The organism is Paenibacillus sp. UNC217MF (assembly GCF_000686865.1).
Classification (GTDB): Bacteria; Bacillota; Bacilli; order Paenibacillales; family Paenibacillaceae; genus Paenibacillus_B; species Paenibacillus_B suaedae.
In genome coordinates this window covers 250865-264574 of record NZ_KK366027.1, presented here as the reverse complement: position 1 = coordinate 264574, position 13710 = coordinate 250865, and the positions used below count along the sequence as shown (strand labels likewise).

Sequence of the window (13710 nt, the reverse complement as noted above, 5' to 3'; positions counted from 1 at the left end):
CTATTTGTCTCTCGTTCAACGCATCAGCATACAACTTCTTACGAGCCGATGAGCAATTTGTGCTCTGAGAAGATTGCGGAATATCCGAGCCTATACAGCTCGAAATAAGGTGCGAATGGGTCGCCCTTAAGTCCGTAGCGGTGCCACTGCAAATAATAAGAGATCCAATAATCGCAGGCAATTGAATAATAGGCCTCATCCAGAATTTCAATCGGTGCATCGTAATCCTTGTGCTCACTGACAACTTCAAACAGCGCCTCATAAACATCAGAATCGTGTGATTGGCGGATCTTGTTTATTTTCCCATGCGGCAGGATTTGAATTTCTTTGATTCCAGAAAGGTATGACGCTGCATCTGCCGCACCCTCAATTTGTTCAAACTCTTGAAGCAGCTCCTTCAGCCCTTTAATAAGCTGCTCGCCATGTCCTCTCAGCACCTCTTCAGGTACAGCTGCAACTTTACTGTTAAAATAGCCTGGCACCGTGTCTCCGCCAAAATCCGCGGGATCGAGGACGTCATACATCTGTACAATCCGCTGTAAATAGGCGTCTCCATCTTTCAGCGGTGCAAAGGTAGCCTCCACCCCTTCACCGCTTGGCATATACATTTGAAAATATCCATACAGCTCATTATCTTCGATGTCTGCATCATCGGATTCTACTTCTTCATCCATGAGCTGGAGTAAATATCTCGCGTATGACTGTTTATCCATTTGCACCTTCCCCATGTCGCTAATCAGTAGGATCAATCCCTTCATCTTCATACTACAGATAAAAAAATCAGGAAATCGGATTCCTATGTCCATTGATAGATCAAGTAGAAGGAAGGGACTCCATTCCTGATTATGGATAGTATACGGGGTAAGGAAGATAGCAATCAACCTTACAGCCCACTAGTATTTAGGGAACGATACATTAGTCCTACTTGTTTGCGTCTTTGTTCCTTGTAAATATTGTTGCAGCCATTAGATCAAAAGACACATTCCCTTCTATTTATAAAATGAATGTGCAACAAACACTTGACCTTAGGTCAGACCTAAGGTGTATCGTTGAGATATTCCAAGTTTCCCCCCTAGGAGTGGACGTGATGAAAAGTGAAATTACAATTAGTGAATTAGCGAAGCTGATGAATGTATCCGTTCATCAAATCCGGTACTTTGAAGAGAAAGGCGTACTTCAACCGAGCTACACAGATAACAACCAGTATCGCATGTACGATATGGAGCAAGTATACCAGCTGGCGCAAATTCTGCTGCTTCGCAAGTTGGAGGTGCCTGTCTCATCCATTAAGGAATGCATGACCTCTTATTCTGGAGCCCAATACCGACAGCTGCTTCAATCCTCCCTACGAGATATAGAAGCGGAATTACAGCGTCTTAGGGATCTCCAACAGTTCATTCAAAAAGTGCTGCACGAACAGCAGAACATAATGAACTCGAATAGCACCTATCAAGTCAAGCGGCGAGAACCTAGGCATTTCACACGGTGGATTGAGATGTATCCCCAGACAAAGCTTACGGCCAAACAATTGGTAGAGCAGCAGAAACATATTCCGGACTTATTCGAGATGGATATCCACTACATCGATGATGGTTCAAGTCTGAGCACCTTGTGTCTGGAAACGCAAGCACCTGGCGATTTTTCTGTGCCGGAGGGAGATTACCTGTCGATGCAGTGCGCCATTCAAGAAGTCGATGAGCTTGATCAAGTTGTAGAACAGTTCTATGAATATGCTGCTGCGCAATTTTATGTTGTATGGGGACCTTTGATCGTTATTGAGAAATCGTATTTGTCTCTGTTCAGCAACAACCAGCTTCACTACGAGCTGCAAATGTTAATAGAGCCAACTGCCAATTCTGAAGGAGGCAATGATCATGACTGCGGGACAAATCACGATTGAACCGATGCAGGTCAAGTATAATGCCAAAGTCGGACGTTTGCTCGTCCACGGGTTTCGCGGGAAATTCCAGCACCTTACGAACTTGAGTGAGGAGAATCTTGCTCTTTTTTTCGAGAAAATGCTGGATTCCTTTCCTGCTGAACAGGCAAGCTTGAGGGTTGTCGCGGTGCAAGCGGGAGAAGTGATCGGTACTTTATCGATCAAATGGAGTGCGAATGCAGAAGTTCAACAGGCAACGAGCAATCTTCCTTCGTGGAAGGATTATCCTTTCATTGGAAAATGGGCATTTCTTAAACTGGTGATCGGATTGTCCCTACTAGAGCATAAGCCGTTAGCTGAGGAATGTTATATTGCTGACGTGGCTGTCCACCCCGATCATCGAAGCAAGGGAATTGGAAGATTGCTGTTGGAATGGGCGCAGCAGTTTGCGCTAGCAGAACCAAGCCTGAGCATACTAAGCTTGCATGTCGCAGGTACGAATCCACGGGCAAAACAGCTGTATGAGCAGTTATCCTTCTCTACCCAAATACAAGAATATAGTATTCTGCGTCACTTCTTCTTCAATGAAGGAACATGGCTTTATATGACCCGAAAATTGAAGACATAGAGAGATTCACACAAGGAGAATAGTAGATGAAAAAGAAACTAGCGATATCCTTAATCATGATTGTTCTGATTTTTGGCGGTGCTGGACTGTATATTTTGAATCAACACGACTATGACATGGATGAACAGATTGTTGAAATCCAGACGCCTCAAGGCAAATTAACAGGCAGCTTCGTACTGCCTAAGAACTACACAAACAAGCTTGGACTTGTGTTGTTCATTCATGGGGACGGCCCTATTAACGCTACGCACGAGGACGGCTATAAGCCGCTATGGGAACGGCTGGCTTCCCTTGGGTATGCTTCTTTGTCTCTTAATAAAAGAGGCATTAACGGTTCAGAAGGAAATTGGGAGCATCAAAGTATAGATGACCGTGTGGAAGAAGCCCGTCAGGCGATTGCCTGGGCCATAGAGCAGCCGATGATCGACGGTAAGCAGATTGGGGTATGGGGAGCGAGTCAAGCGGGCTGGGTTATTCCGAAGCTTGCCAAGCAGGAACAGCTCGCGTTTAGCCTTCTTCTATCCCCTGCAATCAACTGGATTAGTCAAGGTGAATACAATACACGCAGTGAAATGCTGGCTGATGGAAAATCGGAAGCAGAGATTCAAGACAAACTGGCCTATAACCGACAAGTACGACAGCTGTTAGAGAAACATGCCTCCTATGAAGAGTATGTCAAAATCGCACGTAAAAACAGCTTGATGTCGAGAGACAGATGGATATTCGCCGGCAAAAATTTGATGTCGGATGCCACACAAGATCTTCGCAACTTCAACTCGCCTGTACTGCTGATTCTAGGTGAAGAGGATATAAATGTTGATGTGAAAAATACGGAGCGAGTCTACCGAGACATCGTTAAGCCTGAATTATTGACCGTTGCTGTCTTCCCTGATGCTGATCATTCGATGCTCGGCAAGCAGACGGTGAACTCGAATCTACGAGCAACGTTCCTTAGTCTGTTCGCCCCTAGACAAATAACAATACCGGGTTATATGGATGCGATCGAAAAGTTTCTGAGGAAGCTTCCTAAATAACATCATACCCAGATATAGATAGATGGGTCGGGGTTATCCCCGACCCTAAGGGCCTATTGGTTTTTATTGACCTTGCGAACGGTTCATTCTTTTCTGCACTTTTGTCCAATCTAAGCTTGCGTCATATGAATATCCTGCATGGGAACAGAGAAATCGTGCTCATGGGGGTGTCCATTTATGCCTTTCTTAGGGCAAACTGTCGTTGCAAGCAATGCAAATACTTATGTAGCACCTGATCAACTCACAGCGATAAATTTAGCTGTAACAGGAGCCGCTGGTAACAGGGCTACCGTCATTTCTCAATATCCAGTTTGGCCAAACATTACCAAGTATAGTAATGATACTAGTGGATTTGGAACTCCCGAATATATTTGGGATTCAACAACCACAGATAACCAGGTAAGGGCATTTGCTGCCTTTAGTGGTGGGGTTGGTAGTGAAGTAAGTTCAGTATCGCTTGACGTTAGTCTTACTGTATTTGCAGATAATGCTCATGTTGCACGTCTCGATGTCTACGATCTCTCAGGCCAGAATCCCGCTTTTATCACAACACTCACTCCTCCCGTATTGACTGACGGCAGTATGGATGCCAACACAGGATTGGTTGAAATTCTACCTTATAATTGGCAGAACATTCGCATTTATAACATATCCAGTAATCCGCTGCCAGCAGGAGGAATATACGGGATTCTCGCTTCGTTCACTGTCGTGAACTACTTGGGTCCTAATCCGCCTGTCACGCCTGGTAACCCAGCCGGTCTTATGTTCTACGCCAATATCAATTTTTTCAATTAGATATGTTTGTGTATAGCCAGCCCCTCCACTGTCTTCCGACTTATATTAAGGAGTTCGTTCAGCAATCTGGAGGGGAACTCCTGGAACTTCCCGTCTTTCAAGTCGGCTAATGTCGGCTTACCCTTCCTCCTCCACTGGACTGCATATTCCTTTAAACGGTACGCACCAACTTGTATCCGGACACAAACCTGGATTTTCTTCACAAAGTAAGCTCGCGTAATAAGGATTCTTTTTACTGAGATTTTTAAAATAACAGACAATCTCGTGATTGCGATTGGCCAAACTATTCAACTGAAATGAGATCGGATACTTCGTCTTCACATGCTCATAGGTTATTCCGTCCTTCGTAAACGGAGGCGGATACGATCGTTCCGGCAAGGTTGGAATAATGTCATGAATATTGACAATGCGAATGCTGTTCTTAACCGTTAGATCGAATTTTGATGCAAACGTAGGGCTTGCGACACGTGGGCTTCCGTACGTATATACAATAGGTTTCGTAAAGGGAGTGTTAACTGCAATATCATAAGCAGCCAGTACGGCTAAGGCTCCTCCTAAACTATGGCCTGTCACGAACAGTGTTTTCGATGTAAAAAGCTTGCTAAGTTCTCTAATCAACGCTACCCTTGCTGAATGATAGATACATGTGAATCCGCGATGAGTACGTCCAGATTCGGGGACAAAAGGATACGGAATCTGATATAAATCTTGATCCGACTCATTGTCCTTAAATGTTCGGGTTCCTCTGAAGACGACAATGATTCGATGACTGGATTGCGCAATATAACCGAACACTTCCTCCTCCGGCTCTTCAACGCCAGCAAGAGCACGAATGATCAATGATACGGAAAATCCCTTGGGGAGTACAAATGGTTCTTGTGCAAATAGTTGATAGGCCTGATGGATCATGGCTGATAGCAAGATGGCGTCTTCTGCGTCAAAATGGTGTTCTAATTTGGATTCTTTCATTAGGCAGCTCCCTTTTCTCATCAAATCTTCATCCTCTAGCATGTTCCCCCAAACGGAACACATATATCGGGATTGGGACAAAAACCGGGATTATTGCTGCATAACATATCGGCGAAAACAGGGTCTTTCTCGCTGAGAGATGTAAAGTAACATGCAATACTGTCATTTCGAGTAACCGTATTCAGTTGAAAGGCAAGCGGGTACTTAGTTTTGACATGCTGATATCGTATCCCCTGCTTCGTAAAAGGAGGCGGATAATGCTGAGCAGGAAACGTAGGAAATGAATCATGAGTATTCACAATCCTAACTTTATTTCTAATCACATTGTCGAATTGGTTAGCGAAGCGCGGGTCTCCAATACGAGGGCTCCCGTACGTATATACAACAGGATTGTTAAACTTGGTGTTGACCGCAATATCCAGCGCGGCAAGCGTGGCCAGAGCCCCGCCGTAGTTGTGGCCGGTAATATATAGTTGCTTTGTGGCTGAGAGCTTATTCAACTCATGAATTAATTTAGTTCTTGTTGAGCGATAGATACATGTAAATCCACGTGAGGTATTCCCGGCATTAGGAACGTAGGGATACTGTACCTGTAATATGTCATAGGCGGCTAACAGATCTTCAGGATAGGCCGCATATCCTCTGAACGCGATAATAATTTGATCTGGGGACTCTGCAATAAAACCAAATACGATTTTAGTAGGATTCTCAACATTTGCAAGTGCACGAATCGTATAGATAAGCTTATACTCCGATGGCAAGACAAGTGTTCCTTCTAAGTACAATGGATACGTCTGATAGCACATAGCAGCAAGCAAGATTGCAGTCTTGCTATGAAAAGATGACCCCATATCAATGATTCTCCTCTTATATCCAAGTCGATCAATTTTTATGATGAACTTAATTATTAACGGGGTTAATGAACTTGATTCTCCCCTATTCTGAGTATATGCCCAGCTGATTGATATGGTGTTCTTCGTATATATGCCTGTTGGACCATACGACACTACCCTAGAAGTTTTTGTATACGCCACTGGTACCCTGTCGTGCATGCAAATGTATGCTTTTGGTTTGGAGCGCATTTCCAATTATATACTCTCCTGCTTCGACATTAGACGGGCTCTCCTTTTTTATTTATCACTTTCGCCATACGTCTGTGAGGCCTGAGAAAATATGCTGAGTCCGCAAGTAGGTGAAATGGTGAAATTGCACATATTTAAGCTACCAAAAACAAACTAATTGCCACAGAAAACATATAATGATATATTTTTAATGCATAGAAATTTATGGGTATAACTATGTTGTTGTCACATGGTACTACCTACTTCAGCTCGGATCCTTCCTGCCAAGTTACGCATCCACTTGAGACCTACCTCATGATCAACTATTGAACTTCCTGTCTACGTTCACGATAACGCAACTCGATTCCGAAATCCCTCAAATTAACACCCAATCACTCAACGACAAGAATCAGCTACTGCTACTTCATGATGCCGCTCCCATCGCTCTAGAATACGTCTATCACGTTTCGACAGTATCAAATGCATTTCTTTTCTACCACCCTGGTCAACAGATCTATTCGTTATGCGAGGAACTGATATAAGCTCCTAAGAGAGTTTATATATAATCAGCATATGAAGGAGGTGTCATTTGATTATTACAGCGGTTATACATTGCCAATAAAATGAATGAAATGGAGGAAATTCATGATGTCTACTTTATGTTCATCTGGAGCAAAACGGTTTAACTTTCTTTTTGCTGTCGGCACTGTGCTCGTGCTTCTCTTCGCGATGTCCCTCATACTCGGGGATAAGGCATTCGCACACGGTAACGTGACCAACAGCCGTGCAGGTCTTTGTGCAGACGGCGTCAATAAGAACTGTGGAGAGATTATTTATGAACCTTATAGCGTGGAAGGACTTAAGGGGTTCCCGGCGGGAGGCCCGGCCGATGGGAAAATTGCAAGTGGTGCTGTTGGCAGATTTGCTCCTCTTGACGAGCAATCTGCGACGCGTTGGACTAAGGTTAATTTAAGTCCAGGACCGACGACATTTAATTGGAAAATTAAAGTGCCTCACGCAACGACAAGCTGGAAATATTACATCACAAAGCAAAACTGGAATCCTAACGCACCACTTACTCGCGACTCCTTCGATTTAACTCCTTTCTGCAACGTGCCTTACAACGGTAAATTACCAGGCAACACATATTCCGACACTTGCAATGTTCCGAGCCGAACTGGGTATCAAGTCATTCTTGCAGTTTGGGAAATTTCCGATACCTTGAATGCCTTCTATAATGTCATTGACGTTAATTTTGGTGGGAACGTTGATAATGTAGCTCCGACTGCCCCAGCTGGTGCAGCGGTATCCAATATTGGGGCGACAAACGCAACGATCACTTGGAGCGCATCCACGGACAACGTTGGCGTAACCGGCTACCAGATCTTTAACGGATCCAACCAAATCGCAACGACAAACGGAGCGTTAACTGCCAACTTGACAGGTTTAACATCGAATACTTCGTATACGATTACAGTAAAAGCTGTTGATGCCGCAGGAAATATATCCGCAGCAAGCAATGCGGTAACCTTCACGACGCTTCCTGTGACTGGTCCAGATACAGTAGCTCCTACAGCGCCAAGCAGCCTTCATGTCATGGGCAGCTCGACTTCCACAACAGTCCCATTAATGTGGAACGCTTCTACGGATAATGTTGGAGTTACGGGCTATCAAGTATTTCAAGGCACGACGTTGATCGCGACTGTCTCAGGTTCAACTGTGGAATACCTTGTCACGGGTCTGACGGCAAATACTTCGTATTCCTTCACCGTTAAAGCGATTGATGCTGCTGGCAACGTATCGTTAGCAAGCAACGTTCTAAACGTCACTACACCGTCCGCCCCTACTACATATCCGTCCTGGAGCGCAACGACCGTGTATGTAGCCGGAAATAAAGTAACGCATAACGGTGTGAATTATGAAGCGAAATGGTGGACGCAAGGCGAAACGCCAGGTTCTTCAGGCGCTGATGTGTGGAAAGTAATCCCTTAGAATCGGCGCGCTATCAATTAGCTATGCAAATAGCCGTCAGCATTGAGATGCTGACGGCTATTTTTGGGTTGTTCGGGATCTTATATATTTTCCTGCTTCAACGCATCGATAATGTTCTCCTTCTTTACCTTGGCACTGGAATATAACATGGCCGAACCGACGATGACAAATACGGCGGCAATTACAAAGAGAATACTCATCCAAGGAAGAGAAAATTCGTAACTAAATCGACGCGACGATGACATATGAATGAGATACATGACGACGAAGCTTAGAGGAAGGCCGAACATGAGCGATTTCACTCCATAAAAAATGCTCTCGTAGTTCATCATTTTCGCAAAGCCTTTAGGCGTCATACCAACGGATTTCAGCATCGCGAATTCCCGCTTCCGAAGCGATATGCTCGTCGAGATTGTATTGAAGATGTTCGCGATTGAAATAGCTGAAATCAAAACAATAAAGCCATACGAGAATACGGACATGATCAAAATCCCTTGTTCTTCCATTACTCTAGACTTGTATTCATTCAAAAAGGACAGATTAGAATCTCCGAATTCTTCAATCTCTTGCTGTGTCTTCAAAGGATCTTTGCTTTTTAAAAATAATTGAGACTGACCATAAGCCTTAATCTTTTCGTCTATGAGTCGCTCCAAGACATGTTTGGATACGACAATATCTAACTCGCCTACTGCTGACGAACGCATCCCCATTGGCAATTGATCCGTCTTCGCAGCAATGGTTACCTCTTTTAAATCTGTTTCTTTATTTGTTTCATCGCTTGTATAGCTCAACTGAAGACTTTGTCCGATTTTTGCATGAATAGCTTTCGTTTGCACAAATTTATTGGTCGCCTCGTCCTTATATTGAATCGTATCCACCACGATCGCGGCGGGATGATCTGGATTCAACAGCTGCTCGACATTTGCGCCAACCGCTTTGGCATAGGCTTGCAAGCTCGAGTCGTTCATGGCATTAATCTTTATGTCGTAAAGGTATTTCCCTTCCTTCAGTACACTCCGATCCTTCTTGACCGCTTCTTGCAGCTCATCGGCGATTGCAGCTTCTTCGATCCAGGCGTTGACCATGTAACTTTTCGTCACATTGTATTCGCTCACATCGTCAAGGGATACAATCGATTGAACCGTCGTCTCGTCCATTTGTTTCCCATTGTTGTACCAGATTTGAATGTCGTAATTAACACCTTCCTGTGAGAGTGCCAGGGATTGCTTTAGATTATCGGTATAAAATGACACCGTTAAAAACAGGACGATGCTGATTACGAGTGAAAATACAGTGGCATGGTATCTCCGTTTATTTCGTTTTATATTTTTCAATCCGATTTCGGCTTCGATGCCGAATAGCTTGCGCATGAGCTTCGACGTTTTCACGGCTCTCCTTGTAAGCTTCACATCGGAAGTTTGGCGAATTGCGTCAATAGCAGAAATTTTGGAAGCTTTTATCGCCGGGATAAATGTCGAAATGAAAATCGTTAACATCGAAACCACACAGGCAATCAGGAGCGACATTGGAGTGATGATGAGAGTTAATTTTTCCGAAGTCCCAAGTGCCCCTTGGATAATGGGATTGATGAGCAAGAAGGTAATCCCTATCCCGGCAAGACCACACAGGATCCCGATGGGAATGCTAATTACACCTATGATGACACCTTCGAAGAACACCGAATTCCGCTTCTGACGCTTGGTAGCCCCGACGCTTGCAAGCATCCCTAGATGACGGGAACGCTCCGAGACAGATATCGCAAACGCATTGTAGATCAACGAAATCGAGCCGATGATGATGACTGCCATGATGATCGCCGATATGGAAAATAATTCGCTTTTCGATATGCCATAATAGCGAAGTAAACGGTAATTGTATTGGACGGAATCGATGTTGTTGCTTTTCGCCAACTGTTTAGCATGATCGTATAAGGAATGATCAACGGTTTTCAGGACAACTGCCGCATTGACTCGATCCGTTGCCTTTATAGTGTTTTCATCGATATAGCTAATGATGGTATATCCTGGGGACCATGCTGGTTCCATGACAGGACGTTTGATGAAGCCTACCACCGTGTATTCCTTATTCGTAATTTTCTGCAAGGATTCAGTCAATTTTCCATCTTCACGACTCAATGAACTCGTTTGATCCAGCGGTTGATCGCTGCCCTTCTCGAATCGTTCACCGACTGACAGCGATAAGTGGTCGTCGATTTCATAGTTCACCTTTGCGTTCTTCACTATGGCTTCCGAAATCACGACCTCCTTGTCCGTTTGAGGAAGTCGTCCCTTACTCAACTGAATAGGAAAATGTGTGAAACCCTGTGCATTATAAGCCTGGATAAACAAATAGGGCTTACTTGAATTCTCCGCCCCTATTAACGGGGCATATCCGATGTCTTTGGTGATCGTAACGACTTTGGTTGCATCATCGTTCTGTATTGCTGCAAGCTGTTCTTTGCTTACATCTTTATAAAGGACATGCCACTCCCCACTATCTGCGATGGTTTGCCTTTTCATGAGATCCAAAAAAGAAAAGCCAAGCGTTGCTGTAGCCGTCACCATGGCAACCGAAATGATGACGCCTATGATCGTAACCAGCGTGCGCCTTTTATTTTGCTTCAAATGTCTGATCGTAAGTGTATTGACGATGTTCATGGACGGATCACCTCGTCCTTGGCAATCCTTCCGTCTTCTATGGAAATAATCCTATCGGCCTGCAGGGCGATTCGCTCGTCGTGTGTTATCACGATCAGCGTCTGTTGATAGGTTTTATTTAACATCTTTAACAAGTCAACGATCTCACTGCTATTTTTGCTGTCTAAATTCCCTGTCGGCTCATCTGCAAGCATGATCGCAGGATTGCTAATGAGCGCTCTGCCGATCGAGACCCTTTGCTGCTGTCCGCCAGATAGCTGGTTAGGCAGGTGGTTTAGCCGATGCTTCAAATTCAATGTCCCTACAAGCACGTCCAATTGCTTTTTATCCACCTGTTGTTTATCCAGCAAAAGCGGCAGCGTCATATTCTCTTCCACGGTCAGGACGGGAATGAGATTGAAAAACTGATAAATCAGCCCGATTTGTCTCCGCCGAAAGATGGCCAGCTGCGTTTCGTCCAAGGCATACATGTCCGTATCCTGAACGAATACTTTGCCGCTAGTTGGCCGATCCACACCCCCCAGCATATGTAGAAGTGTTGATTTCCCCGACCCAGAGGGCCCAATAATTGCGACGAATTCCCCTTTTCGAACAGAAAAAGATACATCATCAAGTGCTGTTACCGCCGATTCACCTTTCCCATATTGTTTAGACAGATGTTCAATTCGTAAAATGTCCATGTGTTTAACCTCCATAGCTTTGCTGATGGATATCATTCTATCTGTCCAACATGACTCTCCAGTGACTGTGAAAGTGACGATTTAGTCACTTTCGGTTAAATGACTTGCTTATATAATTTAATCCGAAACTCGGTTCCTTTTTTGCCGTCGCTCCTCACATCGATTACTCCGCTCTGACTTGCGATAATACTATGAGCCATTGCCAGACCGATGCCGATACTCCCCTCGCTAGCATGCTTCCCTTTATAAAACCGTTTAAAAATGTACGGCAAATCTTCTTTTGGTATGCCCTTGCCGCTGTCGGCAATGACAATTTCCGTGAACAGCGCATTTTCTGAAAATGATATGGCGATTGCTCCGCCTTCCTGCGTATGCTCGATGCCATTTTTCAAAATATTGATAAGGGCTTCACATGTCCAATTGAAGTCACCAATAAATGAGACGGTGTCATCTCCGTTGATTGATACTGTCTGTTCCTTAATATCCATCGGGATAAGGACTGGTTCTAATGCCTTCTGGATAAGCTGTTTGACCAATATTGGCTGTTTTTTAAATGGAATCGTTTTGGCATCCATTTTCGATAGCTTTAAGAGAGATGACACCAGCCAATCGATTCGCTCCAGTTGAATTCGAATGTTGTGGGTGAATTCCATTCTTTTGACTGGCGGCAGACCAGCGCTGCTTAACAAATCCGCCATTACCGTCATGGAAGTAAGCGGCGTCTTGAGCTGATGCGAGATATCCGAAATGGCGTCCGTCAATTGCATTTTGTCCCGCTGCAGCAGCGAGCGCTGCTCGGATAACATAAGTGTCACTTTGTATATATCGTTCTTCAAAATGCTGAGTTCGCCTTCTTGGTTATCACGTACGTCGAGCGAATCATTGCCGCTGCTGATTTCACGCAAATAAACGGAAAGTTTCTCAAGTTCTCGATATCTCCATCTCGTAAAGACCAAGCAGCTTCCTATAAGTAGAAGCGACAGGATAACAACAAGTGCCAATGCAGCAGGTGATATAAAAGCAGCGATGGTGATCGCTGCTGCACTGATTGTGACCATAACTGTCAATAGGATTTGTATTTCTCGATTGCGGAGCATCTAATCACCCACCTTGTAGCCGAATCCACGGATCGTTATAATCATTGTCGGATGCTGTGGATCATCCTCCAGCTTTTCCCGCAGCCTCTTGATATACACGGTTAGCGTATTATCGTTCACGAATTCGCCGGCAACATCCCATATCTGCTCCAACAGCTGATTTCTTGTGAGAATCTGCCCAATATGATTGGCAAAGATCAGCAACAAACGGTATTCTAATGCGGTCAATAGGATTTCAGCCCGATCTTTGTACACTTTGCCTTCCAGCGTATTGATACGCACATTCCCGATATCAATGATTGTTTTTGCCTGCGATGGTTTATGGTATCTCCGCAACACCGACTTGATCCGTGACAGTAGTTCGCGAACTCGAAAAGGCTTCGTAATATAATCATCGGCCCCCATATCCAGACCCATGACGACGTTGACCTCATCGTCAATCGCGGTTAAGAAGATAACCGGAATATCTTGCCGCTCCTTCACCATTTTACACAGTTCATACCCGCTTCCATCTGGAAGCGACAAATCGAACAGACATAACGCAAATTGATCAATGTTTTCAGTGAGCATTTTCTTAGCTGATGCGACATCATGGCACAACAGGGTATCAAATTGATCCTGCTGTAGTGAATATTCCAATCCGGACGCGATCGTTTTATCGTCTTCTACAACTAATATCTTCATCACTAGTTCCCCTACTCTATGACTGAATTCATTCTTTCATCTTCGTGTCGACATTATATACTCTATCATTTTCTGATGGGAAGAGGTTTTATGCGTAATCAATAAGATTTATCATACATTATAAAAATATATATTATTTATGACATAAAAAACCAAATTGCGACAAAATCATCGATATACATTTTTTGTATCATAAACTAGAATAAGGGTTGTAAATAACAGGGAACCATTTCA

The 13710-nt window shown here is 44.2% G+C and carries 12 protein-coding genes; 5 read left to right on the top strand and 7 right to left on the bottom strand.

Annotated features, from left to right (window positions below; genetic code table 11):
* Positions 1-38: 38 nt before the first annotated feature.
* Complete coding sequence (locus BP95_RS0117220) at positions 39-713, bottom strand: hypothetical protein (RefSeq protein ID WP_028532822.1); 675 nt, start codon at positions 711-713, stop codon at positions 39-41.
* A gap of 374 nt (positions 714-1087) precedes the next feature.
* Between BP95_RS0117220 and BP95_RS0117215 the strand changes: the two genes are divergently transcribed.
* The 4 genes from BP95_RS0117215 (at position 1088) to BP95_RS0117200 (ending at position 4336) form a co-directional block, all read left to right on the top strand.
* Positions 1088-1900: a helix-turn-helix domain-containing protein gene (locus tag BP95_RS0117215; protein WP_036667248.1), complete on the top strand. Its 813-nt coding sequence runs from the start codon at positions 1088-1090 to the stop codon at positions 1898-1900.
* Positions 1875-2507, top strand: a complete 633-nt coding sequence (locus tag BP95_RS0117210; protein ID WP_021255670.1) for a GNAT family N-acetyltransferase — start codon at positions 1875-1877, stop codon at positions 2505-2507. The genes BP95_RS0117215 and BP95_RS0117210 overlap by 26 nt, the downstream gene beginning before the upstream one ends.
* 26 nt (positions 2508-2533) lie before the next feature.
* Positions 2534-3541 (top strand): alpha/beta hydrolase family protein, encoded by a 1008-nt coding sequence (locus BP95_RS0117205; RefSeq protein WP_028532820.1) that lies wholly within the window; start codon positions 2534-2536, stop codon positions 3539-3541.
* 177 nt (positions 3542-3718) lie between these two features.
* Positions 3719-4336, top strand: coding sequence for a hypothetical protein (locus BP95_RS0117200; protein ID WP_021255668.1), 618 nt, complete (start codon positions 3719-3721; stop codon positions 4334-4336).
* Between the two features lie 117 nt (positions 4337-4453).
* On the opposite strand, the gene BP95_RS0117190 is transcribed toward BP95_RS0117200, so the two are convergent.
* On the bottom strand, positions 4454-5305 hold the full coding sequence (locus tag BP95_RS0117190; RefSeq protein WP_028532819.1) for a lipase family protein: 852 nt from the start codon (positions 5303-5305) through the stop codon (positions 4454-4456).
* Between the two features lie 35 nt (positions 5306-5340).
* A complete protein-coding gene (locus BP95_RS0117185; RefSeq protein WP_036667247.1) occupies positions 5341-6156 on the bottom strand; it encodes a lipase family protein in 816 nt (271 codons plus the stop codon).
* Between the two features lie 858 nt (positions 6157-7014).
* Between BP95_RS0117185 and BP95_RS0117180 the strand changes: the two genes are divergently transcribed.
* Positions 7015-8358, top strand: coding sequence for a lytic polysaccharide monooxygenase (locus tag BP95_RS0117180; RefSeq protein WP_442952334.1), 1344 nt, complete (start codon positions 7015-7017; stop codon positions 8356-8358).
* Positions 8359-8438: 80 nt separating this feature from the next.
* Here the strand turns inward: BP95_RS0117180 and BP95_RS0117175 are convergent, their stop codons facing one another.
* The 4 genes from BP95_RS0117175 to BP95_RS0117160 form a co-directional block, all read right to left on the bottom strand.
* Positions 8439-11015, bottom strand: a complete 2577-nt coding sequence (locus tag BP95_RS0117175; RefSeq protein ID WP_028532816.1) for an ABC transporter permease — start codon at positions 11013-11015, stop codon at positions 8439-8441.
* Positions 11012-11695, bottom strand: a complete 684-nt coding sequence (locus BP95_RS0117170; protein ID WP_028532815.1) for an ABC transporter ATP-binding protein — start codon at positions 11693-11695, stop codon at positions 11012-11014. The genes BP95_RS0117175 and BP95_RS0117170 overlap by 4 nt, the downstream gene beginning before the upstream one ends.
* A gap of 95 nt (positions 11696-11790) precedes the next feature.
* Entirely contained in the window at positions 11791-12792 is a 1002-nt protein-coding gene (locus tag BP95_RS0117165) for a sensor histidine kinase (protein WP_028532814.1), read from the bottom strand.
* Positions 12793-13476, bottom strand: a complete 684-nt coding sequence (locus tag BP95_RS0117160; RefSeq protein WP_028532813.1) for a response regulator transcription factor — start codon at positions 13474-13476, stop codon at positions 12793-12795. It abuts the gene before it with no gap.
* Positions 13477-13710: the final 234 nt, after the last annotated feature.